General features: G+C 67.0%; 23 protein-coding genes and 1 tRNA gene. 20 read left to right on the top strand and 4 right to left on the bottom strand.

The annotated features are described in order from the left end of the window. The 3 genes from DT074_RS02140 to DT074_RS02130 all read right to left on the bottom strand — a co-directional run. Positions 1 to 522 (bottom strand): SRPBCC family protein (locus DT074_RS02140; protein WP_119418144.1); only part of this gene is annotated, 522 nt, incomplete at its 3' end. Between the two features lie 81 nt (positions 523 to 603). Beyond that, positions 604 to 1,857, bottom strand: a complete 1,254-nt coding sequence (locus DT074_RS02135) for a hypothetical protein (RefSeq protein ID WP_162914563.1) — start codon at positions 1,855 to 1,857, stop codon at positions 604 to 606. Then, positions 1,857 to 3,251: a glycosyltransferase 87 family protein gene (locus DT074_RS02130; RefSeq protein WP_119418142.1), complete on the bottom strand. Its 1,395-nt coding sequence runs from the start codon at positions 3,249 to 3,251 to the stop codon at positions 1,857 to 1,859. Before DT074_RS02130 ends, DT074_RS02135 begins: the two co-directional genes overlap by 1 nt. Before the next feature lie 777 nt (positions 3,252 to 4,028). On the opposite strand from DT074_RS02130, the gene DT074_RS02125 reads away from it, so the two are divergent. From DT074_RS02125 to DT074_RS02110, 4 genes are all read left to right on the top strand, one after another. Continuing rightward, on the top strand, positions 4,029 to 5,204 hold the full coding sequence (locus DT074_RS02125; RefSeq protein WP_119418141.1) for an acyltransferase family protein: 1,176 nt from the start codon (positions 4,029 to 4,031) through the stop codon (positions 5,202 to 5,204). A gap of 125 nt (positions 5,205 to 5,329) precedes the next feature. Next, complete coding sequence (locus DT074_RS02120) at positions 5,330 to 6,160, top strand: FkbM family methyltransferase (RefSeq protein ID WP_119418140.1); 831 nt, start codon at positions 5,330 to 5,332, stop codon at positions 6,158 to 6,160. Positions 6,161 to 6,333: 173 nt separating this feature from the next. Then, positions 6,334 to 7,464, top strand: a complete 1,131-nt coding sequence (locus DT074_RS02115; RefSeq protein WP_119418139.1) for a glycosyltransferase — start codon at positions 6,334 to 6,336, stop codon at positions 7,462 to 7,464. A gap of 107 nt (positions 7,465 to 7,571) precedes the next feature. Further along, complete coding sequence (locus tag DT074_RS02110) at positions 7,572 to 8,123, top strand: Panacea domain-containing protein (RefSeq protein WP_162914562.1); 552 nt, start codon at positions 7,572 to 7,574, stop codon at positions 8,121 to 8,123. Here the strand turns inward: DT074_RS02110 and DT074_RS02105 are convergent. After that, positions 8,065 to 9,018 carry a ChaN family lipoprotein gene (locus DT074_RS02105; RefSeq protein ID WP_162914561.1) on the bottom strand — a complete coding sequence of 318 codons (954 nt, stop codon included), beginning with the start codon at positions 9,016 to 9,018 and terminating at the stop codon, positions 8,065 to 8,067. The two genes, DT074_RS02110 and DT074_RS02105, sit on opposite strands and share 59 nt — an antisense overlap. A gap of 101 nt (positions 9,019 to 9,119) precedes the next feature. Here DT074_RS02105 and DT074_RS27885 point away from each other — a divergent pair, with 101 nt between their 5' ends. The 16 genes from DT074_RS27885 to DT074_RS02030 all read left to right on the top strand — a co-directional run bounded on the left by DT074_RS27885 (position 9,120) and on the right by DT074_RS02030 (position 26,950). Beyond that, positions 9,120 to 9,272 carry a hypothetical protein gene (locus DT074_RS27885; RefSeq protein ID WP_162914560.1) on the top strand — a complete coding sequence of 51 codons (153 nt, stop codon included), beginning with the start codon at positions 9,120 to 9,122 and terminating at the stop codon, positions 9,270 to 9,272. A gap of 77 nt (positions 9,273 to 9,349) precedes the next feature. Continuing rightward, positions 9,350 to 9,426 (top strand) — tRNA-Asp (locus tag DT074_RS02100). Positions 9,427 to 9,641: 215 nt separating this feature from the next. Continuing rightward, entirely contained in the window at positions 9,642 to 14,000 is a 4,359-nt protein-coding gene (locus DT074_RS02095; protein ID WP_162914559.1) for a PAS-domain containing protein, read from the top strand. Between the two features lie 193 nt (positions 14,001 to 14,193). After that, a complete protein-coding gene (locus DT074_RS02090) occupies positions 14,194 to 14,559 on the top strand; it encodes an NADH-quinone oxidoreductase subunit A (RefSeq protein ID WP_119418135.1) in 366 nt (121 codons plus the stop codon). Beyond that, positions 14,550 to 15,083 (top strand): NuoB/complex I 20 kDa subunit family protein, encoded by a 534-nt coding sequence (locus DT074_RS02085; RefSeq protein ID WP_119418134.1) that lies wholly within the window; start codon positions 14,550 to 14,552, stop codon positions 15,081 to 15,083. The genes DT074_RS02090 and DT074_RS02085 overlap by 10 nt, the downstream gene beginning before the upstream one ends. Before the next feature lie 51 nt (positions 15,084 to 15,134). After that, positions 15,135 to 15,773, top strand: coding sequence for an NADH-quinone oxidoreductase subunit C (locus DT074_RS02080; RefSeq protein WP_119418133.1), 639 nt, complete (start codon positions 15,135 to 15,137; stop codon positions 15,771 to 15,773). A 3-nt stretch (positions 15,774 to 15,776) separates the two neighbouring features. Then, positions 15,777 to 16,970: an NADH-quinone oxidoreductase subunit D gene (locus DT074_RS02075; RefSeq protein WP_119418132.1), complete on the top strand. Its 1,194-nt coding sequence runs from the start codon at positions 15,777 to 15,779 to the stop codon at positions 16,968 to 16,970. After that, positions 16,967 to 17,584, top strand: a complete 618-nt coding sequence (gene nuoE / locus DT074_RS02070; protein WP_119418131.1) for an NADH-quinone oxidoreductase subunit NuoE — start codon at positions 16,967 to 16,969, stop codon at positions 17,582 to 17,584. Before DT074_RS02075 ends, nuoE begins: the two co-directional genes overlap by 4 nt. 7 nt (positions 17,585 to 17,591) lie before the next feature. Continuing rightward, the gene (gene nuoF, locus DT074_RS02065) at positions 17,592 to 18,872 is read left to right on the top strand and encodes an NADH-quinone oxidoreductase subunit NuoF (RefSeq protein WP_119418130.1); all 1,281 of its coding nucleotides are present in this window, start codon (positions 17,592 to 17,594) and stop codon (positions 18,870 to 18,872) included. A 12-nt stretch (positions 18,873 to 18,884) separates the two neighbouring features. Then, entirely contained in the window at positions 18,885 to 20,951 is a 2,067-nt protein-coding gene (gene nuoG, locus DT074_RS02060) for an NADH-quinone oxidoreductase subunit NuoG (RefSeq protein ID WP_119418129.1), read from the top strand. Next, the gene (gene nuoH, locus DT074_RS02055) at positions 20,944 to 21,960 is read left to right on the top strand and encodes an NADH-quinone oxidoreductase subunit NuoH (protein WP_119418128.1); all 1,017 of its coding nucleotides are present in this window, start codon (positions 20,944 to 20,946) and stop codon (positions 21,958 to 21,960) included. Before nuoG ends, nuoH begins: the two co-directional genes overlap by 8 nt. 97 nt (positions 21,961 to 22,057) lie before the next feature. Then, the gene (nuoI, locus tag DT074_RS02050; RefSeq protein WP_119418127.1) at positions 22,058 to 22,546 is read left to right on the top strand and encodes an NADH-quinone oxidoreductase subunit NuoI; all 489 of its coding nucleotides are present in this window, start codon (positions 22,058 to 22,060) and stop codon (positions 22,544 to 22,546) included. Positions 22,547 to 22,573: 27 nt separating this feature from the next. Next, entirely contained in the window at positions 22,574 to 23,188 is a 615-nt protein-coding gene (locus tag DT074_RS02045) for an NADH-quinone oxidoreductase subunit J (protein WP_119418126.1), read from the top strand. After that, positions 23,188 to 23,496, top strand: a complete 309-nt coding sequence (gene nuoK / locus DT074_RS02040) for an NADH-quinone oxidoreductase subunit NuoK (protein WP_119418125.1) — start codon at positions 23,188 to 23,190, stop codon at positions 23,494 to 23,496. The genes DT074_RS02045 and nuoK overlap by 1 nt, the downstream gene beginning before the upstream one ends. Positions 23,497 to 23,500: 4 nt before the next feature. Further along, on the top strand, positions 23,501 to 25,426 hold the full coding sequence (nuoL, locus tag DT074_RS02035; protein WP_119418124.1) for an NADH-quinone oxidoreductase subunit L: 1,926 nt from the start codon (positions 23,501 to 23,503) through the stop codon (positions 25,424 to 25,426). A 3-nt stretch (positions 25,427 to 25,429) separates the two neighbouring features. After that, positions 25,430 to 26,950 (top strand): NADH-quinone oxidoreductase subunit M, encoded by a 1,521-nt coding sequence (locus tag DT074_RS02030; RefSeq protein ID WP_119418123.1) that lies wholly within the window; start codon positions 25,430 to 25,432, stop codon positions 26,948 to 26,950. Positions 26,951 to 26,953: the final 3 nt, after the last annotated feature.

Below are 26,953 nucleotides of genomic sequence, written 5' to 3'. Positions count from 1 at the left end.
AGGCGGTGTGGGTGCCGGCGCGGCGCCTTCCGGCGCGGCCGGCGCGACAGGTTCGGGCGCGGGCGCCGCGGCGGCGGCCTGCTCGCCGACGATGCGGTTGAAATTGGCGAAGAAGTCGTCCGCCATCTTCTTCGCCGCGCCATCGACCAGCCGCGCGCCGATCTGGGCGAGCTTGCCGCCGACCTGGGCGTTGGCGGTGTAGGTGAGGCGCGTGGCGCCGCCCTCGGCATCGGTGAGCGCCACCTTGGCGCCGCCCTTGCCGAAGCCGGCAACGCCGCCCTGGCCCTCGCCCGAGATGGTGTAGCCGTTGGGCGGATCGATGTCGGAGAGCGTGACCTTGCCCTTGAAGGTCGCCTTCACCGGGCCGACCTTGGCGACGACGGTGGCGGTGAGCTCGGTATCGGAGAGCTTGTCGATGGTCTCGCAGCCGGGGATCGCCTGCTTCAGGATGGCCGGATCGTTCAGCGCCGCCCAGACCTGGGCCCGCGGCGCCGGAATGATCTGCTCGCCCGACATATCCATGTTTCGTCCACTCCACGCGAAAAATGTGCGAGAGCGCGAACCCTAGCACGCAAGGCGGGCAGGGGAAGCGCGGCGGCGGCGCTACAGCAGGGTGCCGATCGTGCCGAGGACGTACCGCAGGCTGGCATGGTTGGCGGCGATCACCAGCGCCGTCGCCGGCACCAGTACGGCCGCGGCCAGGCCCGCGCCCGCGACATGCAGCCAGGCCAGCAGCAGGAAGCCCTGCATGAATATGTAGTGCGGCGCATAGAGGAAGACCTCGTCGCCCCAGAAGGAATGGAACACCAGGTTGAAGGCGACGACCAGGGCCGCGGCCGCCATGGCGAAGCGGAAGGTGCGATCGCGCGACCGCAGCCAGGCATGGGCGCTGAGCGTCAGCATCACCAGCAGCGCCAGGCCGGGCAGCGAGATCGCCGAGCGCACCCCGTTCAAGGTGAAGCCGGTGCCGTGATCGGTCGGCTCCAGCGCGACGGCGCTCGGCGCCACCGCATTGACCAGGAAATCCGGGATATGCACCAGCCGGTCCATATAGTCGGCGACGAGATACTTCTCCGGCATGCTCGGGCCGCCGAGATTGTAGTCCTGCACCAGATAGTGGGTGGCGACCATCGCGCCGGCGAGCAGTGCCACCGAGGTCAGGGAAATCACCAGGGCATCGCGGATCGCCGGCCGCCCCACATAGATCGCGTGCAGCAGGAACAGGATGCCGATCGGCACCAGGTTGGTCACCGTGATGGCGCCGCAGAGGAAGGCCGCGCCGATCCAGAACAGGCGCGAGAAGGTCCTGCGCGCCACCATGTGCAGGGCGGCGGCGAAGGCGGCGGCGATCAGGAAGCCCGACAGCAGGAAATGCTCGAGGATCGATCCGAAGACCAGCATCGCGAAGCCGGCGGCGAAGAAGATGGCGGCCAGCAGGCAGGCGGCCCGACTGGCGCAGAAGCGGCGCAGCGTGGCGTAGAGCAGGGTGGTGAGCGCGGCGGCGACCAGCGGCGTGACATAGATGAAGTGGCGAGCGATCTCGCCGGCCGGCTGCCGCAGCAGCGCGGCGACCGCCAGGACGAGGTATTTGACCGGATAGCCGATCAGCACATGGTAGAGCGGATGCGAGACCGAGCGGGCCCTGAGCCCGGTCCCCGTCGTCATCTCCTGCAGGGCGCCCTTGCTGTCGGCGTTGAACAGGATGTCGAGCCGCTCATAGGCGCCGAGCCGGTCGAGCAGCCCGGTCAGCGGCACCAGGACCAGCGCCGCGGCCACGAACAGCAGCGCGCCGGTCAGCAGATCGCGGCGGTCGATGGTGTGCGCGGACAGGCCCGGCCTCGACCCGGGGGCGTGCATCATCCCCCTCCCGGCAGCTCGCCGGTCGAAGCCTGCCGCAGCCGCGGCCCGCCGGCTGCGGCGGCGGGCCGGGGGGCATGTTCGACGCGCGCCCGGATGAGGAACAGGAGCCAGATCAGCGCAAAGATGCCGTACATCATGTACGACTGCAGGAAGTTGAAATAGGTGTCGGCGAGCCGGTCGAGCGGGTGATAGATGAAGTTCGCGCACAGGAAGTAGGCGGCCGCGAGCAGGGCGAGGTGCCGCCATCCGACCATGCCGACCATGTGCATGGCGATCAGGCAGATCCAGAACACCGCGATGGTGAAGCCGAAATGGTGCTCGTAGGCGACCGGGGCCGCGATGCTCAGCACGACGAGGGCGGTGCAGTAGTCGAGCGGCAGCGGCGAGATGCGCCTGGGCACCCGCCAGAACAGCGCCAGGGCGACCAGCGCGAGCGAGCTCACCACCGTCGCCATGTGTACCCACTTGTTGTAGATGATCTGCGAGTGCGTTCCGTCCCATTCCAGGTTCGGCCCGAGAAAGAACATCCGGTTGAGCAGGCCGTTGATCGAATAGCTGGCGTAATAGGACTCGCCGCGGCGCGACAGGAACGACATCAGGTCGAGATATTCGAGGTGAACCGGCAGGCCGAAGGCGACAAGAGCGAAGATCGAGAGCGGCACCAGCACCAGCAGCCCGCCCGCCACGAACCCGAATTCGCGCCGCAGGACGGCCCATAGATAGATCAGCACGAGGTGGGGCTTGATGGCGCAGACCAGGCCCAGGCAGATGCCGGCCGCCAGCTTGTACCGCACGATCCAGCACGCGATCGACAGCAGGATCAACGTCGTCAGCAGCGTCTGGATCTGGCCCAGCGTGTAGCCCTTGATCAGCGGGTAGAAGACGAAGACCGAGGCCGCCGCCGTCGCGGTCATCAGCCAGGCATCCGGCCGGCGGATGGCGCGCTCCGGAAATTGCCGGTTCGCCAGCTGGATCGACTTGAAGACAATCGTGGCGACGATCGCGGCCGAGAGCGGGATCAGAAACCAGCTCAGGATGTTCATCTTCCGGGGCGAGCTCCAATCGATGAACAGCAGCTCCTCGGTGATTCTGAACAGGGCCAGGCTGACCGGCGGATAAAGGAACTGATCCCGCGCCCGATAATAGGTCTCCTCGTACAGGCCGGCGGCATCCCCGCGCGCCAGATATTCGAGCGCCGCCTTGATCGGCACCCAGGAATCGTTGCTGGCCAGGAACTCCGTCCATTGCCGGATGCGCCAGACGCCCAGGCCCGATCCCATCGCCCACATCGCCAGTGTGGGCAGGATGCACAAGGCGCCGACGCCCAGCAGCGCCAGCCCGGCAGGGCTGGAGGCGAAGTTGCGCAACCCGGCACTATTCGACGGCATCATGCCAAGACCTCGACGTTGACCTCTGCGAACCGACGTGAATCGCCAGCGTAATGGCGATCGCTCTTACCAGAATGACAGCGGGAGATGGCAGATTCCGAGAAGACCCCAAGTCTTCAGCCCGATGCCACATGAGCCGGCTCAGAAGGCCATGGTTCGCCGATCGGGGAAAGTGATGCCTCAGCAACTCGTCGAGCCTGCCGCGAGCCGTTTGCCGTTGCGCTATCGATACAGCACTCCGGCCCCTTCCAAGCGCCTGTCTGTTGGATAGCACTCTTGGTCGCCACCATTACTGTCACGAAGTCCTGCATTCATTTTCCAAAGAAGATTTGTATGGATCTCGTATTCTCAATGCGGGCCTTGAGTGACCGCGCATTACGCCGCTCATAGACACTGAGAAGCTTCGAAGCATGCCGGCCGACCAAGTGTAATCTCTCCGGTCGGCAGCCCATTCAGGGAGCGGTGGTATCGTCGATCTTTGGAGCCTCAGTAGAATCGAAACCGCGTTTGATCATCACGCAGCGCATTGGGGATGCGAATTCTTCATCCAACTGTGGGTCTCAAGCTTGCTTTTGTCCCGTTCTAATTTTGACGATGCAATCACCATCGCGCCGTAAGCCAATTCCCACTTTTGCTTATAGAAAACTCCTTGCACGCCGCAACCTACAGTGTTTAGATTTGTGTAGGGGGGTGACGTGATGGGGCGCAACAGCTTCCGCGTATGTGAGCGTTGATGCTGCCGCTCGCGGTGGCCGCCATCGCTGCGGTCGTGGCGGCGGCATGAAGCGCATCGCGGCCCTCGAATCGCTTCGTGGCCTCATGGCCCTTTGGGTCTTGGTGGGCCATATCGTCAAGGGCGCGGGCTATACCGCGGCCGATCTCGGCACATTCAAGGCTCTGGCAGAGCCGGGCCATGCGGTCGACGTTTTCATTATCCTATCCGGCTTCGTGATTTTCTATCTGCTCGACGGCCAGCGGCCGAGCTACGGCGAGTTCATTCGCCGCCGGCTTTTCCGCCTCGCACCGGTCTATCTGTTCGTTGTGCTGGTGTCGGCGCTGGCGATGTCCTGGCAGGTCGGCCCCGCCGCATGGCTGGCCGAGCAGAATGCCGGCTACGCGCCGATGCTGCAGAACATTCGCGATACGCTAGAGCACTTTTGGCTGCACCTCGTCCTGCATGTCCCGATGCTGCACGGGTTGGCGGACCCTAGGCTTCTGCCGAACAGTGACTATGCGTTCGTCGGTCAGGGCTGGTCTATCTCGGTCGAGTGGCAGTTCTATCTTGTCGCGCCGCTGTTGTTCTGGATGGCGGTGGCACGGCGGTGGTACGCGCTGATCGCCGCACTCGGCACGATTTGCCTGCTCCGTTTCACCAACTACGGCGGCGAAGGCTTCGCTATCCGGCAAGGCGGCTACTTCTTGGCCGGCATCTTGACATTCTACGGCTATCGACATCTGCAGTACGTCGACATCGCGCCGAGGCTGATCGATGCCACCGCGGTGCTCGCCATCACCGCCATCTATCTGATGGTCGCCCGTTCACTCGGCCTGATCGTATGGGCCGCGATGGTTGCACTAATCCTTGCCGACCGTCGGCCGGCGCAAACCGCCGTCCAGCGAATCGGACTTGCTATAATGTATAATTCGGCTCTGCTCTGGCTCGGCAAGGTATCCTATTCGGTCTACCTGACACATGGGTTGATATCGTTTCTGGCGCTCTACTGGCTCTACGAGCCGTTCGCCGTGCGTGGAAAGCTTGCTTTGGCACTCGCTACTGGGTTGGCAACGATCGTCGCCACACTAACCCTGTCAGCTGTCACCTACCGCTGCATCGAGGCGCCAGCCATGGATTTCGGACGGCGGGGGTTCTTCAGAAGTGGGACCGCCGCGGCCCGAAAAGCCGCAGCAAGAGGAATGTCGCCCATTCAATTCCCTGTAAAGCGGGATTCAACGTGATCGGCGACCGGAAGGTGTGGCGTCAGCTTTTTTGCTCTGTGGTCGGGTCGCGGGCTGCCATGATTGATTATCGTCACCTGTGAGGGGCCGCCCGGTCAATTGAACAACCACGAGGGGGCCGGTAGATGAGGGCGCTTGCCGAAGCGGCAATCTGGGCGTCGCGCTGGGCGCCGGCGGGGCGGTGGCGACTGCAGCAGATCGCCGACCGGCGGCTGGGCAAGCCGACCGTGCGAAGCCGCACCGCCGACCGGTTCCTGATGGAGCTCGACACTTCCGACTTCATCCAGCGGCAGATCTGTCTGACCGGCACCTGGGATGACGGCGTGGCGAATGCGGTCCGGTCCCGCATCGGCCCTGGCCGGCTGTTCGTCGATTGCGGGGCCAATGTCGGTTTCTTCTCGCTGCTGGCGGCGTCGCGGGGCGCGCGGGTCATCGCCTTCGAGCCGAACCCCGATTGTGCCGCCGCCATCCGGCGGAACGCCGATCTGAACGGCTACCGGATCGATATCCGCGCGGTCGGGCTCGCCGCGGCCCCGGGCACGGCGACGCTGCATATCGAGCGGGATTCCAACCTGGGGGCTGCGACCTTGCGCCCGACCGGCGGCCGGACCGTCTCGATATCGCTGGATACCCTGGACAACCAGCTCGGGACCGAAGTCCCGGACCTGCTGAAGATCGACGTCGAGGGGGCGGAGGTGCAGCTGCTGGAAGGCGCGCGCGCGACGCTGTCGCGGGTGAAGGTCGTCATTATGGAGGTTTCCGAATTCAGCCTGCGGCAGCTCGGCTCGTCCAAGGACGTGCTGTTCGACATCATGGCGGGGCAGGGCTTCACGGCGACGATCCTGTCGCCGGTCCGCCGCTCGAATGCCGCGACCGACAGCATATACTTTCAGTACGACGCCCTGTTCGAACGGCGGGGCGGGGGCGGGCGGCCGGCGCCGGTCCGGGCAAGCTGACGCATTGGGCGCGGCCGGCGGCGCCCGGCAGCCAGGCGCGACCCGCCGGCCATCGCTGCGAGGCCATCGCTGTGATATGGGGCGTCGCGGCGCGGGCCGGGGGTATCCCAGGCGCCGCAACCATTCATTGACCTATGACGGCGATCCTGGCCGTCACGAGTGGGGACCGCTGTATGAACGACGCCGAAATCGCGGTTCCGCCCCTGGCGGCGGTGCGTGCCGCCGAGCTTTCCATCGTCATCCCGACCTTCAAGGAGCGCGACAACGTCGCCGAGCTGGTGGCGCGGCTGGAGAAGGTGCTGGCCGGCATCGCCTGGGAGGCGATCTTCGTCGACGACGACAGCCCGGACGGCACCGCCGACGAGGTGCGCCGGCTCGGCCGCGACAAGCCCTATGTGCGCTGCGTGCAGCGGATCGGCCGCCGCGGCCTCTCCTCCGCCTGCGTCGAGGGCATGCTGGCTTCCTCGGCACCCTATCTCGCCGTGATGGATGCCGACCTGCAGCATGACGAGAACCTGCTGCCGAAGATGTATGCCGAGATCACCAGCGGCAATTACGACGCCGTGGTGGCGAGCCGGCATGTCGAAGGCGGCGGGCTCGGCGACTGGGCGGCCTCGCGCGTCGCCATCAGCGATTTCGCCACCCGGCTCGCGCGCCTGGTGCTGAAATCGCATCTCTCCGATCCGATGAGCGGCTTCTTCATGATCACGCGCGCCGCCTTCGAGGGCTCGGTGCGCAACCTCTCCGCCATCGGCTTCAAGATCCTGGTCGATCTGTTCGCCTCGGCGCCGAAGCCGCTCCGCTTCAAGGAGCTGCCCTTCGTGTTCCGCCAGCGCATCCACGGCGAGAGCAAGCTCGACAGCATGGTCGTGCTCGAATTCCTGCTGCTGCTGCTGGACAAGATGTTCGGCCGCTTCGTGCCGGTGCGCTTCCTGCTGTTCGGCATGATCGGCGGCTCCGGCGTCGTGGTGCATCTCGCGACGCTCGGCGTGCTGCACCAGGCGATGGGCGTCGCCTTCGTGGCGGCGCAGACCATCGCCACCTTCGTGGCGATGACGTCGAACTTCTTCCTCAACAACGTGCTGACCTATCGCGACCGCCGCCTCAGGGGCTGGCGCGTGGTCTGGGGCCTGATCTCGTTCTATCTCGTCTGCGGCCTCGGCGTGGTCGCCAATGTCGGCTTCGCCAGTTTCGCCTTCGAGCAGAAATGGACCTGGTGGGTCTCGGGCCTGGTCGGCGCGCTGGTTGGCGCCGTCTGGAACTACGCCGTCAGCTCGGTCGTCACCTGGCGCAGCAAGCGGTGAGGGCGGTCTTTACGGAACGCTAACCCTGGCCGCCGTTCACTGGCCGGATGACCCGCCATCCCTCCGCGACCCTGGCCCCCGCGACCCTGGCCTCCGCAAGCCCGGCCGTGCGTTCGAGCCTGGACGTCGCGCTCTGGTTCACGAGCCGCGCCGAGGCCGCGAGCGCGACGCTGTCGGCCCGCAAGCTGCAGCAGCTGATGTATCTCGCCCAGGCCGTCTATGTCGGCCGTTCGGGCGGGGCCAAGCTGATGCCGGCAACCTTCCTGGCGAGCGAGCAGGGGCCGGTCGAGCCGACCGTGCTGGTGGCGCTGGATGCCGGGCTCGCGGTCACGCCGCAGCCGATGGTGTCGAAGGCGGCGCGCGCGGTGCTGGAGATCGTGTGGCATGAATATGGTTCCCAGTCGACGGTGCAACTCGGCCGCCTGATTGCCGCCGACGGGCTGTGGCGCGCCACGCTCGAGCGCGGCGCCAACAGCGAGATCACCGCCGAGGCGATGCGCCGGGCCTATGCGCCGGCGCGTTCGGCGGCCGAGCGCATGGCGCCGAAACGGGCCTCGACCGAGAACACCGTCCGCTTCACCGCCGACGGCCGCATGGTGCTCAAGTGGGCGCCGAAACGCCGGATCGAGAAGCCGGCCGCATCCGCTCGCGGAACCTGACGCAGGGGTCGACCTCGTCGACCCGCGGCGTGAACCACACCAGATCGAACGGCCAGGCCCTCGACTTCGGGTCGGTGAGCTCGGCGCTCACCTCGACGAAGGCGATCGACAGCACGCGGTCGGCCGGGGCGCGCTGGATCAGGTGCAGCGGCACGCCGCGGTCGCGCCGCACATGGCCGGCGCCGGCGATCAGGATCGAGCGCTTCGCCTCGTGCATGGTCGCCGCCATCACCGCGTCGCGCGCCCATTGGATGCTGGCGAAGGGGGCGAGGGCGCTCGGCGGCAGGGCGCCGCAATGGGAATCGGCGATCTCCTGCTCCATCGCCGCGCGGAGCGGCGGCGGGATCTCGCGGTCGAGGTCGAGCGTGGCGCGCCGCGTCGCGGTCAGCGCCGCCGCGCCGCCGCGGCGCAAGGTCTGCACCTCCTCGCGGCCGAGATTGGCGGCGCGCAGCGGGCTCGCATAGACCAGCGCGGTCTCGATGATGGGCCGGTAGATCTCGAAGGGCGGCCAGCCGGTCTTGCCCCAGCCGACCGCCTCGCCGAAGCCGGCCGCTTCCATCGGCCGGCTGGTCATGAAGTTCTGTGCCGCCGGCTCCTGCTCCGGCGTCAGCATCTCCATGGCGATGGCGCGGCCGCGATCCTTGGCCAGGACCGCCCGGGCGACGCGCGCCTGCAGGCGGTGGTGATCGGCATTGTCGTGCCGCTCGCCGAGCAGGACGTGCTCGGCGGCCGCCGCGCGCTGCAGCGCTTCCGCCTCTCCGACATAGGCATTGGCCTGCGGATCCCAGATCCGGCCGACCAGCGGATGGTCGGCACGCAGTTGATGGGTCCAATCGGAACCGCCGGCGCAGGCGGCGAGCAGAAGCAGGCAAAGAAGCGGCAGGATCCGCGGCATGGCAGGCTTTTCGACACGGTTGCGTGAACGGCGGCGCGCCGCGTTCCCCGCGGACCTCGCTTGTGCGACAATAACCATATCGCCCGCCTGGAGGTGCGCAGATGCTCGTGAAGCTCGTACTCGCCGGTTTCCTGGCCGCCCTGGCCCTCCCCGTCGCCGCGCAATGCGTGGAGGAGACCGCGTCGACCGCGACCTCGACGCCGGTCGCCTCGACCGACAAGCCGGCGCCCACCTCAAAGCCCGCCGGCAGCTGAAATTTCGCTGCCGCCGCCGCTTTCCTTGACAGCGGCAGGCGCGGTCCTTAGAGGAGCGCGTCTCGCGCCGAGAATGCGGGGGCGTAGCTCAGTTGGTTAGAGCGCCGGCCTGTCACGCCGGAGGTCGCGGGTTCGAGCCCCGTCGCTCCCGCCAGTCGCGGCGGGCTTGAGATCCGGGCGGCGCGCTCGGATCGGGCGGCCGAACCCGAAGGGCGGCCAGCGGGCGCCTTCCCCGGACCGATCCATTTCCTTCTGAAATCTGCGAACAGTTGCAACGGTTTGGCGTTAGGCCGAACGATGTATCTGAGCGTTAACAGCGCGTAGAGACCGATCCGGCAGCATCCGGGCAAGCGCCTCGGGATGCCGGTCATGCGATTCGCCAACATTGCCAGGGAATGGGGGACCGCGCTGGCCGCCGCGATCCTCGTTGCCGGCCTCGGCGCAACCGCCTGGCAGCGCGCCGAAGTGCGGCGTGCCGAAGTGAAGATGGCGACCGATGCGCAGGACATGCGCGCCGGCGCCATCCTGACCGAACTGCGCCGCCGCCTGTCGGCGATCGAGGCGGCCGGCTTCGCGGCGCAGGCGATCGCCGCCGCCGACGGACATCCGAACCCGGCGCATTGGCGGGCCTTCATCGAAGGGCTGGACCTGGAGCGGCGCTTCCCCGGCCTGCAGGGCGTTTCGTTCATCCGCCGGGTCGAGGCGGCGGGCCTCGAGGCCCTGGTCGCGGCCGAGACGGCGCGCGACCCCCGGTTCGCGCTGCAGAACCGGGCCGAGGCCGGCCCGCACTGCATCATCGTCCAGAGCGAGCCGCGCGCCCGCAACGCGCCGGTCATCGGCCGCGATGCCTGCGCCAACCCGACCGTGCACCAGGCGCTGCAGGCCTCCATCGCCACCGGATCGCCGACCGTCACCCGGCCCTTCACGCCGGTGCAGCTCAGCGCCGGCGAGATGGCCGTGGTGCTGAACTTCCCGGTCTTCCGCGGCAACGTGGTGCCGCCGACCGAGGAAGCGCGGCGTGCCACCATTGTCGGCTGGGTGTCGCTCGCCGTGGTCACGGCGCGGATGATCCAGGACATCGTGCCGGCGGACGCGCCGCTCCGCGTCACCATCGCCGACGACGAGAACGGCTTGCCGGCGCCGCCGATCGCCGTGGCCGGCGCGCTGGCGCCGCCCGTCGACGGCCCGTCGCCGGTGCCGCATGACGAGCTGGTGCGGTTCGGCGGGCGGGACTGGCGCGCCACCGTCGAGCAGCTTGCCCCGCAGCCGGCCGAGCCCTGGATGGTCGATGCGATCGGCGCGGCGCTGTCGGGCCTGCTCGGCGGCCTGGTCTGGCTGCTCGGCCGGACGCGCCGGCAGGCGCTGGCGCTCGCCGAGCGGCTCGGCCGGTCGCTCTCCGCCACCGAGATCCAGCTCGCCGACGCGGTGGAGAGCCTCGATCTCGGCGTCGGCCTGTTCGGGCCGGACGGCCGCCTGGTCCGCTGCAACAGCCGCTTCCTGCCCCGGATAACCGATCGGGAAAGCCTGCCGGGCGTACACGTGTCCGATCTGATCGACCGGTATGCCCAGCTCAACGTCTTCGGTTCGGCGGGTGTCGATCTCGCGGCGCTGAAGCGGGCGCTGCTCGACGGGTTCGCGCGTGCCGACGGCACGCCGCTCGACCGGCCGGTCAGCGGCGGCCGCTGGTTCCGCTATGCCTGCCACCGGATGAGCGACGGCGGCACGGTGATCACCCTCACCAACATCACCGCCCTCAAGCGCAGCGAGATGCGCCTGCGCGACGCGATCGACGGGATGGATATCGGCCTCGGCCTGTTCGACCAGGAGGGCAGGCTCGAACAGTACAACGACCTGCTGCTGCCGCGCGTCGCGGCGACGCATGGCGATCTGCGCGGCAAGACCGCACTGGAACTGCTGGCTCATCTCGACGCCTATATCGACGAGTACATCGAACCGGTCGACCTCGAAGCCAACAAGCGGGCCATGCTGGAGGCATTCGCGCGGGCCGACGGCGTGCCGCTCGAATTGCCGGGTATCCACGGAGAATGGTTCCGCACGGTCGCCCGCCGCACGCCGAGCGGCAGCGTCGTCGTCACGCGCACCAACATCACCGCGCTGAAGCATGCCGAGATGCGGCTCAGGCAGTCGATCGAGAGCATCGGCGACAGCTTCGCGCTGTGGGACCGCGACGAGCGGCTGGTCATGCACAACGAGAAGTTCCGCACCATGCTGGCGGGCTTTGCCGCCGCGCCCAGCCTGGTCGGCATCACCCGCGCGGCCCTGCGCCGGCTCGCCGTGCCCGAGATCGCCGAGCCGGTGGCGGCCGAGGATCCGAACGGCTGGATCGCGCTGGCGCCGCGGACCGAGGCGCCCTACGAGCTGGAAGTCAGCGGCGGGCGCACGCTGCTGATCAACAGCCGTCCGACGCCGGATGGCGGGCGCGTGATGGTCGGCACCGACATCACGGCCATGAAGCGCACCGAGATGCGGCTGCGCCAGGCGATCGAAAGCATCCCCGACGCCTTCGCGCTGTTCGACGCGCAGGGCAACCTCGCCATGCACAACACGCGGTTTCGCGAGACCTATCCGAGCTTCCGCGATGCGGGCGAGCTGACCGGGCGCAGCTTCGGCGATCTGGCCCGCCTGGTGCTGCGGGACATCGTCGATCCCACCGTCGAGGACGATGCCGAGCATTGGCTTGCGGAGCGGGTGGCCGAGCACGGCCTCGCCCAGCATCAGAGCTACGAGCGGCGCCTGACCGACGGGCGCACGCTGTGGATCAGCCGCAAGCCGACGCCCGATGGCGGCACCGTCATGGTCGCCACCGACATCTCGGCCCTGAAGCGGGCGAAGAGCTCGCTGCGCGACGCCATCGAGTCCATAGATGCCGGATTCGGCCTGTTCGACGCGCATGGCAAGCTCGTGCTGCACAACGACAGGTTCGCGCCGTCGATCCGCCGGGCGATGGGGCCGATCGTCGGGCTGCATTTCGAGGAGATCATCGAGCGCCGGCATCGCGCGGCCCGGGCCGCCGGCACGGCGGCGGCGGAGGACCCGATCGGCGAGGCGATGCTGCAATCCTTCCGGTCGCACCGTCGCGGCGCCGTCGAGTTCGAGGGCTTCAACGCGCGCTGGTACCGCCATGTCACGATGCCGGCCCGGCACGGGCGCACCGTGGTCACCATCACCGACATCTCCGACCTGAAGCGGCAGCAGGCGGAGATCGAGGCGGCAAGCGCCGCGAAGTCGGAATTCCTCGCGGTGATGAGCCATGAGATCCGCACGCCGATGAACGGCGTGATCGGCATGCTGGGCCTGGCGGAGGCCATGTCGGCCAATGCGGAGCAGGCCGGCTATCTGAGCCTCGCCCGACGCAGCGCCGACGGGCTGATGGCGATCATCGACGACATCCTCGACATCTCGAAGCTGGAAGCCGGCCGGGTCGAGCTCGAGGCGGTCGACTTCCATCTCGAGCCGGTGGTCGATGCCGTGGTCTCGCTGCTGGCGGCGCGGGCGCGGGCGCGGCGGAACGAGCTTCTGACCGAGATCGCGCCGGCGGCCTCCGGCTGGTTCCGCGGCGATCCGACACGATTGCGGCAGATCCTGTTCAACCTGGTCGGCAACGCGATCAAATTCACCGAAGGCGGCTCGATCCGGATCCAGGTGACGCGCGAAGCGGCGCGCCTCAGGTTCGAGGTGATCGATACCGGCATCGGCATCCCGCGCGAGGCCCAGGCGAAGATCTTCGATCGGTTCGTGCAGGCGGATTCGTCCACCGCGCGGCGCTATGGCGGCACCGGGCTCGGCCTTTCCATCTGCAAGCAGTTGGTCCAGCTCATGGGGGGCGAGATCGGCGTCGAGAGCGATCCGCAGACGGGCAGCCGCTTCTGGTTCGCCGTGCCGCTGCCGGCCGGCGACGCCGCCGCGATCGAGAGCACCGATGACGGCGGCAAGGCATCCGGCGGGGCGGCGCTTCGCCCGCTGCGCGTGCTGGTCGCAGAGGACAACGAGATCAACCAGGTGCTGGTGCGCAAGCTGCTGGAGCGGGCCGGCCATGTCGTCGCGCTGGCCGGCAACGGCGCCGAGGCGGTCGCGGCGGCACGCGAGAGCCGGTTCGACCTGATCCTCATGGACGTGCAGATGCCGGTGGTGGACGGGCTCGAGGCGACCCGTCAGATCCGCGACTTGGGCGGCAGCGCGGCGCGGGTGCCGATCATCGCCCTGACCGCCAATGCCCTGGTCGGCGACCGCGAGCGCTATCTGGCGGCCGGCATGGACGATCACGTGCCGAAGCCGATCGACGCCGCGCGACTGTTCGCCGCGATGGCGCATGCCGTCGACGCGCCGGCCGGCGCGGCGCCGGGGGCGGCGCAGCAGGCGGCCGGCGCCCTGCCGGTGCTCGATCGCGGCCGGCTGGACGAGATTCGGGACGTGCTCGACCGGCGCGCTTTCGACGACCTGATCGCCAGCCTGCTGCCGTCGCTGACGGCGGCCGTCGCCACCGTCGTGGCGGCCAATGCGAGCCGCGATGCCGGCGCCGTGGCCGCCGCGGCGCATTCGCTGAAGGGCGTGGCGGGGAATTTCGGCGTCTTGCGCCTGGCCGACATCGCGGAACGGATCGAACGCTGCGACCTGGGCGAAGACGCACGGGCGGCGCTGGTGCGCGAGCTCGGGGATGCGATCCGGGAGGCGACCAGGGCGCTCGACGGCCTGTCCGCCGCCGCCTGATTCCGGCGGGCGATTCCGGCGGCCGATCTCGCCGGTTCGGCCAGGTTTCCGCCGGCGGCGCGACATTTCGCACCTGCGAGCCGGAAACCTTCCCATCACCGGGAGCCGCGCCTATACTCCGGCCGTTTTCGGGGGGCGCCGAAGGCTGCTGCTCGCGTCGGGTGCGGCCGGGGCGCCGATCTAGGGTCGAATCATGCAAGCGCTGCTGGCCGAGTACCTGCCGATCCTGCTGTTTCTGGGGATCGCGGTGGGTCTGGCCCTCGTCATGATCCTGGTGTCGATCATCGCCGCCAAGCAGAGGCCGGAGGCGGAGAAGCTGTCGCCTTACGAATGCGGCTTCGAGCCGTTCGACGATTCGCGCAAGCAGTTCGACGTGCGGTTCTACCTGGTGGCGATCCTGTTCATCATTTTCGACCTGGAAGTTGCCTTCTTGTTCCCGTGGGCGGTCACGCTGGGTGAGATCGGCGTGGTCGGCTTCTGGTCGATGATGGTCTTCCTCGGCGTGCTGACCGTCGGCTTCATCTACGAGTGGAAGAAGGGAGCGCTCGAATGGGAATGAGCGCCGGCACCATTGCCCTCACCAGCGACCACGAGGCGGCGCTGAAGGCGTTCCAGGACGCGCTGGCTGACAAGGGCTATCTGGTCACCCAACTCGACAAGCTGGTCAACTGGGCCCGCACCGGCTCGCTCTGGCCGATGACCTTCGGGCTGGCCTGCTGCGCCGTCGAAATGATCCACGCCTATATGCCGCGCTACGACCTCGACCGGCTGGGCGTGGTGCCGCGCGCGAGCCCGCGGCAGTCGGACGTGATGATCGTCGCCGGCACCTTGACCAACAAGATGGCCCCGGCCTTGCGCAAGGTCTACGACCAGATGGCGGAGCCGCGCTACGTCATCTCGATGGGCTCCTGCGCCAATGGCGGCGGCTATTACCACTACAGTTATTCCGTGGTGCGCGGCTGCGACCGCATCGTGCCGGTCGATATCTACGTGCCCGGCTGCCCGCCCACGGCGGAGGCGCTGGTCTACGGCATCATGCAGCTGCAGAAGCGCATCCGCCGGGTCGAGACCATCGCCCGGTGAGGGGCAGGGGCAATCCAGGCATCGCAATGAAAGGGGCGCGAGCAACGCGTCATGGATGAGGCGCTGAACGAACTCGGCCAGCAGATTGCGCAGGCCTTCCCGACCGATGTGACCGGCTATTCGGTCAATCTCGGCGAGCTTCGCGTGGAAGCGGAGGCGGCGGCGATCGTGCGGCTGCTGGCCTGGCTGCGCGACGAGCCGTCCTGCCTGTTCCAGGTGCTGGTCGACATCACCGGCGTCGACTGGCCGGAGCGGCCGAAGCGGTTCGACGTCGTCTATCACCTGCTCAGCCTGAAACAGAATCAGCGTATACGGGTGGTGGTGCAGACCGACGAGGCGACGCCGGTCCCATCGGCGGTCGGGGTCTACTCCACCGCCAACTGGTTCGAGCGCGAAACCTGGGACATGTACGGCGTGATGTTCTCCGACCATCCCGATCTCCGCCGTCTGCTCACCGATTACGGCTTCGAGGGGCATCCGCTGCGCAAGGACTTCCCGCTCACCGGCTATGTGGAGCTGCGCTACGACGAGGAGCAGAAGCGCGTCGTCTACGAGCCGGTGACGTTGACCCAGGAATTCCGCCGCTTCGATTTCCTGAGCCCGTGGGAGGGCGCCCGCTACGTCCTGCCGGGCGACGAGAAGGCCGAGGCGCCCCCATCCGCGCCGCCCGCACCGAAGCCGGGGAGCTGAGCCATGGATGCGGTGAAGTCGGGCGAGCTCAAGATCGAGAACTACACGCTGAATTTCGGGCCGCAGCATCCGGCGGCCCACGGCGTGCTGCGCCTGGTCATGGAGCTGGACGGCGAAGTGGTGGAACGCTGCGATCCGCATATCGGGCTGCTCCACCGCGGCACCGAAAAGCTGATCGAGTACAAGACCTATCTGCAGGCGGTGCCGTATTTCGACCGGCTCGACTACGTGTCGCCGATGTGCATGGAGCATGCCTATGCGCTGGCGGTCGAGAAGCTGCTGGGGCTGGAAGTGCCACCGCGCGGGCAGTGGATCCGGGTGCTGTTCTCCGAGATCACCCGCATCCTGAACCACCTGCTCAACATCACCACGCAGGCGCTCGATGTCGGCGCCACCACGCCCGCGCTCTGGGGCTTCGAGGAGCGCGAGAAGCTGATGGAGTTCTACGAGCGCGTGTCGGGCGCCCGGCTGCACGCGGCGTATTTCCGGCCCGGCGGTGTGCACCAGGACATGCCGGCGAAGCTCGGCGACGATATCGGCGCCTATGCCCGCGGCTTCCAGAAGTTCATCGACGACCTGGAAGGCCTGCTGACCGAGAACCGCATCTTCAAGCAGCGCAATGTCGATATCGGCCTGGTCAAGCTGGAAGACGCGCTGGACTGGGGCTTCTCCGGCGTGATGCTGCGCGGCTCAGGGCTCCCGTGGGACCTGCGCAAGGCGCAGCCCTACGACATGTACGAGGAGGTCGATTTCGATATCCCGGTCGGCAAGAACGGCGACTGCTACGACCGCTATCTCTGCCGCATCGAGGAGATGCGCCAATCGGTGCGCATCATCGAGCAGTGCCTCGAGAAGATGCCGCCGGGCGAGGTGGTCACGTTGGACCGCAAGGTGGCGCCGCCCTCGCGGGCTGAGATGAAGCGCTCCATGGAGGCGCTGATCCACCACTTCAAGCTCTACACCGAGGGCTACAAGGTGCCGCCCGGCGAGACCTATGTGGCGGTCGAGGCGCCGAAGGGCGAGTTCGGCGTCTATGTCATCGCCGACGGCACCAACCGGCCGTACAAGTGCAAGATCCGCTGTCCGGACTACGCCCACCTGCAGGCGCTCGATTTCCTCTGCAAAGGGCACATGCTGGCCGACGCGCCGGCGGTGATCGGCAGCCTCGACATCGTCTTCGGCAGCATCGACCGATGAGTGGACACGACTACACGCCGACGCTTTCCAATGCGCCTTTCGCCTTCACGGCAGAGAACGAGGCGCTGGCCCAGAAGCATGTGGCGAAATATCCGCCGGGCCGGCAGCAGAGCGCGGTCATGCCGCTGCTCGACATCGCGCAGCGCCAGATCGGCGGCTGGCTGACCGAGCCGGCGATCCGCTACATCGCGGGCTTCCTCGGCATGCCGGAGATCCGGGTGTGGGAGGTGGCGTCCTTCTACACCATGTACAACCTGCAGCCGATCGGCCGGCACCATGTGCAGGTCTGCACCACGACGCCGTGCTGGCTGCGCGGCTCCGGCGATATCGTCCAGGCCTGCGAGAAGCATCTCGGCATCAAGGTGGGCGAGACCACCGCCGACGGCATGTTCACGTTGAAGGAAGTCGAGTGCCTCGGCGCCTGCGTCAACGCCCCGATGATGCAGATCGGCGACGAGTATTACGAGGACCTGACGCCGGAGACGGCGGTGAAGGTGCTGAAGCAGCTCGCCGCCGGCGAGACGCCGAAGCCCGGCACGCAGTCCGGTCGCCACACCTCCGAGCCCGCGGGCGGCGCGACCACCCTTACGTCAATCAACCGTCCTGCCGAGTAGTGCCCAGATGCTGAAGGACCAGGACCGCATCTTCACCAACCTCTACGGCTTCGACGACTGGCGCCTGGAAGCGGCGCGGCGGCGCGGCGACTGGGATGGCACCAAGGCCATCATGGAGAAGGGGCAGGACTGGATCATCGACGAGATGAAAGCCTCGGGCCTGCGCGGCCGCGGCGGCGCCGGCTTCCCCACCGGCGTGAAATGGTCGTTCATGCCGAAGAAGTCGGACGGCCGGCCGAGCTATCTCGTGGTCAATGCCGACGAGGGCGAGCCCGGCACCTGCAAGGACCGCGACATGATGCGCCACGACCCGCACAAGCTGGTCGAGGGCTGCCTGCTTGCGGGTTTCGCCATGCGCGCCGTTGCCGCCTACATCTATATCCGCGGCGAGTTCCACCGCGAGGGCAACATCCTGGAGGCGGCGATCCAGGAGGCCTATGACGCCGGCCTGCTCGGCAGGAATGCCTGCGGCTCCGGCTACGATTTCGACGTCTTCGTGCATCGCGGCGCCGGCGCCTATATCTGCGGCGAGGAGACCGCGCTGATCGAGAGCCTGGAAGGCAAGAAGGGCCAGCCGCGGCTCAAGCCACCTTTCCCGGCCAATATGGGCGTCTGGGGCTGCCCGACCACGGTGAACAATGTCGAGAGCATCGCGGTCGCGCCGACCATCCTGCGCCGCGGCGGCGCCTGGTTCGCAGCGCTCGGCCGCCCCAATAACACCGGCACCAAGGTGTTCTGCATCTCCGGCCACGTGAACAAGCCGTGCAACGTGGAAGAGGAGATGGGCGTCTCCCTGAAGGAGTTGATCGAGAAGCATGCTGGCGGCGTGCGCGGCGGCTGGGACAATCTGCTGGCGATCATCCCCGGCGGCTCGTCCGTGCCGATGATCCCGAAATCGATCTGCGACACCGTGCTGATGGATTTCGATTCTCTGCGCGCGGTGAAGTCGGGCCTCGGCACCGCCGCGGTGATCGTGATGGACAAGTCGACCGACCTGGTGAAGGCGATCGCGCGCCTGTCGGAATTCTACAAGCACGAGAGCTGCGGCCAGTGCACGCCCTGCCGCGAAGGCACCGGCTGGATGTGGCGGGTGATGGAGCGGCTGGTGAGGGGCGACGCGGAGCCTGCGGAGATCGACCTGCTGCTCGAAGTCACCACCCAGGTCGACGGCCACACGATCTGCGCGCTGGGCGATGCGGCCGCCTGGCCGATCCAGGGCCTGATCCGGCATTTCCGACCCGAGCTCGAACGGCGCATCGCGGCGGCCAAGCCGTCGCGCGCCGCGTAAGGATAAGCGTCCATGCCCAAGCTCACGATCGACGGCAAGGAGATCACGGTCGAGCCCGGCACGACGGTGCTGCAGGCCTGTGAGCAGCTTGGCATCGAGATCCCGCGCTTCTGCTATCACGAGCGCCTGTCGATCGCCGGCAATTGCCGCATGTGCCTGGTGGAGCAGGAGAAGGCGCCGAAGCCGATCGCGTCCTGCGCCATGCCGGTGATGGACAACATGGTGATCCACACCGACACGCCGCTGGTGAAGAAGGCGTGCGAAGGGGTGATGGAGTTCCTGCTGATCAATCATCCGCTCGATTGCCCGATCTGCGACCAGGGCGGCGAATGCGACCTGCAGGACCAGGCCATGGGCTATGGCCGGGGCTCGAGCCGATTCCACGAGAACAAGCGGGCGGTGAAGGACAAGTATATCGGCCCGCTGGTCAAGACGATCATGACGCGGTGCATCCACTGCACCCGCTGCATCCGCTTCTCCACCGAGGTGGCCGGTGTGGAGGAGCTCGGCGCGGTCGGCCGCGGCGAGGACATGCAGATCACCACCTATCTCGAGAAGGCGATGACCTCCGAGATGCAGGGCAATGTGATCGATCTCTGCCCGGTCGGTGCGCTGACATCGAAACCCTATGCCTTCAGCGCGCGGCCCTGGGAGCTGCGCAAGACCGAATCTGTCGACGTGATGGACGCGCTCGGCTCCAACGTGCGCATCGATGCCCGTGGCACCGAGGTGATGCGCGTGCTGCCGCGCACCAACGACGACGTCAACGAGGAGTGGATCTCCGACAAGACCCGCTTCGCCTGCGACGGGCTGAAGCGCCAGCGCCTCGACACGCCCTATGTGCGCCGTGACGGCAAGCTGAAGCCGGCGAGCTGGGCCGAGGCTTTCGATGCCATTGCCGCGCGCCTCAATGGCGTTGCCGGCGCGAAGATCGCGGCCATTGCCGGCGATCTTTGCGACGCCGAGAGCATGCTGCTGCTGAAGGAGCTGATGGCATCGCTCGGCTCGGCCAACATCGACTGCCGGCAGGACGGCGCCAGGCTCGATCCGAAGAATCGCGCCGGCTGGCTGTTCAACTCCACCATTGCCGGCATCGAGCAGGCCGATGCGCTGCTGCTGGTCGGCTGCAACCCGCGCAAGGAGGCGGCGGTGCTCAACGCCCGCATCCGCAAGCGCTATCTGGCCGGTGGCTTCAAGGCGGCGAGCATCGGGCCGAAGGCGGATCTGACCTTCGCCTGCGAGGATCTCGGCAACGATCCCAAATTGATCGAGCAGATCGCCGCGGGCGCGCATCCCTTCGCCGAAATCTTGAAGGCGGCGAAACGCCCGATGGTCATCGTCGGCATGGCCGCGCTGGCGCGGGCGGACGGCGCCGCGCTGCTGCCCGCCGTGCAGAAGCTCGCCGAGGCCTGCAACCTGATCCAGGAAGGCTGGAACGGCTTCAACGTGCTGCACAACGCAGCGGCGCGGGTCGGCGGGCTGGAGATCGGCTTCGTGCCGGGCGAGGGCGGGCGCGATGTCGCCGGCATCCTGGACGGCGCGGCCAAGGGTCAGATCGAGGTGGTCTACCTGCTCGGCGCCGACGAAATCGACACGAACCGTCTCGGCAAGGCCTTCGTCATCTATCAGGGCCATCACGGCGATCGCGGCGCGCATCGCGCCGACGTGATCCTGCCGGGCGCCGCCTATACCGAGAAGGACGGCACCTACGTCAATCTCGAAGGCCGGGCCCAGCGCGGCCGCCGCGCCGTGCTGCCGCCGGGCGATGCGCGCGAGGACTGGACCATCCTGCGGGCGCTGTCGGAGCGGCTCGGCAAGACGCTGCCCTACAACACGATCGGTGCGGTGCGCGAGAAGCTCGCCGCCGTGGCACCTTGCTTCGCCAGGGTCGACCGTCTCGTGTCGGCCAGCTGGGCGGTGAGCGCGGGCGGCGGCGCAATCGAGGCGGCGCCGTTCCAGCCGGCGGTCGCCGATTTCTATCTGACCAACCCGGTCGCGCGGGCCTCGCGCACCATGGCGGAGTGCAGCGCGCTGGCGGCCGGCCGCATGCCCGAAAAAGGGACCGGCACCCATGGATGAGCTCTGGTCCGGCTATCTCCTGCCCGGCGGGATCATTGTCGCTCAGATCCTGGCGCTGCTGGTGCCGTTGCTGGTGATCGTCGCATTCCTGACCCTGTTCGAACGCAAGGTGATGGCGGCGATGCAGCTGCGCCTCGGGCCCAACGTGGTCGGCCCGTTCGGCATCCTGCAGCCCTTCGCCGACGCGCTGAAGATGATCTTCAAGGAGACGATCATCCCGACCGGCGCCAACAAGGTGATCTTCCTCGCCGCGCCGATGCTGACCTTCATCCTGGCGATGATCGCCTGGGCGGTGATTCCGGTCGGCGCCGGCCTCGTCATCGCCAATATCAATGTCGGCGTGCTCTACCTGTTCGCGATCTCCTCGCTCGGCGTCTACGGCATCGTCATGGCCGGCTGGTCGTCGAATTCGCGCTATCCGTTCCTGGCGGCGCTGCGCTCGGCCTCGCAGATGGTGTCCTACGAAGTCTCCATGGGCTTCATCATCATCTCGGTGCTGCTCTGCGTCGGCTCGCTCAACCTGTCGAAGATCGTGGAGGCGCAACGGACCGTGTGGTTCGCGCTGCCGCTGTTCCCGATGTTCATCATCTTCTTCATCTCGACCTTGGCCGAGACCAACCGGCATCCTTTCGACCTGCCGGAGGCGGAATCGGAGCTCGTCGCCGGCTACCAGGTCGAATACTCGTCGATGTCCTTCGGCCTCTTCATGCTCGGCGAATACGCCAACATGATCCTGATGTGCGGCATGACCACCGTGCTGTTCCTCGGCGGCTGGCTGGCCCCGTATCCGCTGCCGACCCCGGTCTGGATGGGACCGTTCTGGTTTGCGCTCAAGGTCACGCTGCTGCTCTTCGTCTTCATCTGGGTGCGCGCGACACTGCCGCGCTACCGGTACGACCAGCTGATGCGGCTCGGCTGGAAGGTGTTCCTGCCGTTCTCGCTCGCCTGGCTGGTTCTGACGGCGGCGGTGCTGGTCTATTTCGATCTCGCGCCGAAGACGGTGATGTGAGATGAGCATGACGCGCGAGCTTGCAACGAGAGGTCGCCTCACTATGGTGCGGCGCCAAACGGGAACCGGCCCTGTCGCGCCGGTCCGGAGGTAGGCCATGGCGATGTTCGACCGCGGCGCGCGGACCATCTTCCTGAGCGAGCTGGTCTCCGGCTTGGCGCTGACCTTCAGCTACATGTTCCGGAAGAAGGCGACCATCAACTATCCGTTTGAGAAGGGGCCGCTCTCGCCCCGCTTCCGCGGCGAGCATGCGCTGCGCCGCTATCCGAACGGAGAAGAGCGCTGCATCGCCTGCAAGCTCTGCGAGGCGATCTGCCCGGCCCAGGCGATCACCATCGAGGCCGAGCCGCGCGAGGACGGCTCGCGCCGCACCACGCGCTACGACATCGACATGACCAAGTGCATCTATTGCGGCTTCTGCCAGGAGGCCTGCCCGGTGGATGCGATCGTCGAGGGGCCGAATTTCGAGTTCGCCACCGAGACGCGGGAAGAGCTGTTCTACGACAAGGCCAAGCTGCTGGCGAACGGCGAACGGTGGGAGCGGCAGCTCGCCGCCAACATCGCGGCCGACGCGCCGTACCGCTGAGCCGGAAGCGGGGGACACAAGGGGACCATGATCGTCCAGGCGCTCGCCTTCTACCTGTTCGCCGCCGTCACGGTGGCCGCCGGCTTCATGGTGATCGCCGCGCGCAACCCCGTGCATTCCGTGCTGTTCCTGATCCTCGCCTTCTTCAACGCGGCGGGGCTGTTCGTGCTGCTCGGCGCCGAGTTCCTGGCGATGATCCTGGTCATCGTCTATGTCGGCGCCGTCGCCGTGCTGTTCCTGTTCGTCGTCATGATGCTCGACATCAACTTCGCGGAGCTGCGCGAGGGCTTCCTCAACTACCTGCCGATCGGCCTGGTGATCGGCGGCATCCTGCTGGTCGAGCTGTTCCTGGTGCTGGGCGCCTGGGCGATCGCGCCGGAGGCGGCGAAGTTCGCGTCCACGCCGACGCCGCCGGTCGAGCAGATCGCCAATACGCATGCGATCGGCCAGGTGCTCTACACCAAATACATGTTCGCATTCCAAGTGTCGGGCCTGATCCTGCTGGTCGCCATGATCGGCGCCATCGTGCTGACCTTGCGCGTGCGCGAAGGCGTCAGGAAGCAGCGCATCTCCGTGCAGGTTTCCCGCACCCGCGAGGAAGCGGTGGCGCTGCGCAAGGTCGAGCCGAGGCAGGGCGTGTGATGACCATCGGGCTCGGGCACTATCTGACCGTCGCGGCGATCCTGTTCACGCTCGGGATATTCGGCATCTTCCTGAACCGGAAGAACGTCATCATCATCCTGATGTCGGTCGAGCTGATGCTGCTCGCCGTCAATATCAACCTGGTCGCCTTCTCCGCCTTCCTCGGCGACCTGGTGGGCCAGGTCTTCGCCCTCTTCGTGCTCACCGTCGCGGCCGGCGAGGCGGCGATCGGCCTTGCCATCCTGGTGGTCTATTTCCGCAACCGCGGCTCGATCGAGGTCGAGGACGTCAACATGATGAAGGGCTGAGCGCGTGTACGCCGCCATCGTCTTCCTGCCGCTGATCGCCGCCATCGTCGCCGGCCTGTTCGGGCGCTTTCTGGGCGACCGGGGATCGCAGATCGTCACCTGCGGCGCCGTCATCACCTCGGCGCTGCTCTCCATCGTCGCGTTCTTCAAGGTGGTGATCGGCCACCAGCCGACCACGGTGATGCTGTTCGACTGGATCGTCGCCGGCGACCTGCAGATCGCCTGGGCGCTGCGCATCGACCAGCTGACCTCGGTCATGCTGATCGTGGTCAACGTGGTCAGCGCCGTCGTGCATGTCTACTCGGTCGGCTACATGGCGGAAGATCCGCACAAGCCGCGCTTCATGGCCTATCTGTCGCTGTTCACCTTCGCCATGCTGATGCTGGTGACCGCCGACAATTTCGTGCAGATGTATTTCGGCTGGGAGGGCGTGGGCCTCGCCTCCTACCTCTTGATCGGCTTCTGGTACGAGCGGCCCTCGGCGAATGCGGCGGCGATCAAGGCCTTCGTGGTCAACCGGGTCGGCGATTTCGGCTTCGCGCTCGGGATCTTCGGCGTCTACCTGGCGTTCGGCTCGGTCGATTTCGCCACCGTGTTCAAGGCCTCGCCCGACATGGCGGGCAAGACGTTCCACTTCCTGTCCTGGGACGTGGACATCATGAACACGCTCTGCCTGCTGCTGTTCCTCGGCGCCATGGGGAAGTCGGCGCAGGTGCCGCTGCACACCTGGCTGCCCGACGCGATGGAGGGCCCGACGCCGGTGTCGGCCCTGATCCATGCCGCGACCATGGTGACGGCCGGCGTCTTCATGGTGGCGCGCTGCTCGCCGATGTTCGAGATGGCGCCGTTCGCGCTCAACGTGGTGGCGGCGGTCGGCGCCTTCACCGCCTTCTTCGCGGCGACCATCGGTCTGGTGCAGAACGACATCAAGCGGGTGATCGCTTATTCCACCTGCTCGCAGCTGGGTTACATGTTCTTCGCCGCCGGCGTCTCGGCCTATCCGGTGGCGATTTTCCACCTGTTCACCCATGCCTTCTTCAAGGCGCTGCTGTTCCTCGGCGCCGGCTCGGTCATCCACGCGATGCATCACGAGCAGGACATGCGCCACATGGGCGGGCTCTGGTCGAAGATCAGGCAGACCTATGTGCTGATGTGGATCGGGTCCCTGGCGCTGGCCGGGGTGCCGTTCTTCGCCGGCTACTACTCCAAGGACGCGATCCTCGAATCCGCCTTCGCGGCGAATTCCGGCGTCGGCGACTTCGCCTTCGCCATGGGCCTCGCCGCCGCCGTGCTGACCGCCTTCTATTCCTGGCGGCTGATCTTCATGACCTTCCACGGCCATCCGCACGACCATCACCATTTCGAGGCGGCGCATGAGAGCCCGCCCGTCATGCTGATCCCGCTCTATGTGCTGGCCGCCGGCGCGGTGCTGGCGGGCATCGTCTTCGCCGGCATGATGACCGGGCACCACTGGCAGGAATTCTGGGGCAGCTCGATCTACGTCGCCGAGAACCACAAGGTGATGGCGACATTCCACGACGTGCCGCTCTGGGTGAAGCTCGCGCCGGTGGCGGCGGGCGTGCTCGGCATCGCCGTCGCCTACTGGATGTATATCCGCGACCGCCGGGTGCCGGCCGGCCTCGCGGCGCGCAACGAGCCGCTGTACAGGTTCCTGCTCAACAAGTGGTACTTCGACGAGCTGTACGACTGGGCGCTGGTGCGCCCCGCGATGCGGCTCGGCCGTCTGTTGTGGAAGGGCGGCGACGGAAGGGTGATCGACGGCCTCGGCCCCGACGGCGTCTCGGCCACGGTGATCCGGGTGACCAGGCGCGTGGTCCTGCTGCAGACCGGCTATGTCTATCACTACGCCTTCGCGATGCTGATCGGAGTCGCCGCCTTCGTCACCTGGTACTTCGCGGTAGGGCACTGATCGATGACCTGGCCGCTGCTTTCCACCGTCACCTTCCTGCCGCTGGTCGGCGTTCTCTTCATCCTGCTGTTCATCCGCGAGGACAGCGAGCTCGCCAAGCGCAACATCCGCATGGTGGCGCTGTGGACCACGATCATCACCTTCGCGGTGAGCCTGCTGATCTGGAAGGATTTCGATCCGCGCACCGCCGATTTCCAGTTCGTCGAGCGGGGCGAGTGGATCGGCGCCGGCATCGCCTATCACATGGGCGTGGACGGCATCTCGATGTTCTTCGTGCTGCTGACCACCTTCCTGATGCCGATCTGCATCCTGGCCAGCTGGGATGCGATCGAGACCCGCGTCAAGGAATACATGATCGCGTTCCTGGCGATGGAGACGCTGATGATCGGCGTCTTCTGCGCGCTCGACGTGGTGCTGTTCTATCTCTTCTTCGAGGCCGGCCTGATCCCGATGTTCCTGATCATCGGCGTGTGGGGCGGGCAGCGGCGGATCTACGCCACCTTCAAGTTCTTCCTCTACACCCTGCTCGGCTCGGTGCTGATGCTGCTCGCCATCCTGGCGCTCTACCTCAAGGCGGGGACCACCGACATCCCGACCCTGATCCAGCTGGCGGGCGAGGGGAAGCTCTACGCGGCCGACGTGCAGAAATGGCTCTGGCTCGCCTTCTTCGCCTCCTTCGCGGTCAAGGTGCCGATGTGGCCGGTGCATACCTGGCTGCCGGACGCGCATGTGGAGGCGCCGACGGCGGGCTCGGTCATCCTGGCCGGCGTGCTGTTGAAGATGGGCGGCTACGGCTTCCTCCGCTTCTCCATCCCGATGTTCCCGGAGGCGAGCGCCTACTTCACGCCGCTGGTCTTCGCGCTCTCGGTCGTCGCGGTGATCTACACCTCGCTGGTGGCGCTGATGCAGGAGGACATGAAGAAGCTGATCGCCTATTCCTCGGTCGCCCATATGGGCTTCGTGACGATCGGCATCTTCACCTTCACCGCGGCGGGCCTGCAGGGCGGCATCCTGCAGATGCTGTCGCACGGCATCGTCTCCGGCGCGCTCTTCCTTTGCGTCGGCGTGGTCTATGACCGGCTGCACACGCGCGAGATCGCCCGCTATGGCGGGCTGGTCAAGAACATGCCGAAATACGCCTTCGTCTTCATGGTGTTCACCATGGCGACGATCGGCCTGCCGGGCACTTCCGGCTTCGTCGGCGAGTTCCTGATCCTGCTCGGCGCCTTCAAGGTGTCGACCTGGGTCGCGGCGCTCGCCTGCACCGGCATCATTCTCGGCGCCGCCTACAGCCTGTGGCTCTATCGCCGGGTGGTGTTCGGCACGCTGACGCGCGACGAGCTGAAGAAGATGGTCGACCTCAGCCCGCGCGAGATCGCGATCTTCGCGCCGCTGCTGCTGGTGGTGTTCTGGATGGGCGTCTGGCCGGATCCCTTCCTCAAGGTCATGCAGGTCTCGGTCGACAACCTGATCGAGCAGCATCTCGCGGCGCTCGAGACCGCCAAGAAACTGGCCGGGATGTAGGAG

Origin of the sequence: Desertibaculum subflavum (genome assembly GCA_003576705.1) — a bacterium.
GTDB lineage: Bacteria > Pseudomonadota > Alphaproteobacteria > Ferrovibrionales > Ferrovibrionaceae > Desertibaculum > Desertibaculum subflavum.
Note: the sequence above shows the minus strand (reverse complement) of the source record. Positions and strands in the feature narration are given on the sequence as shown.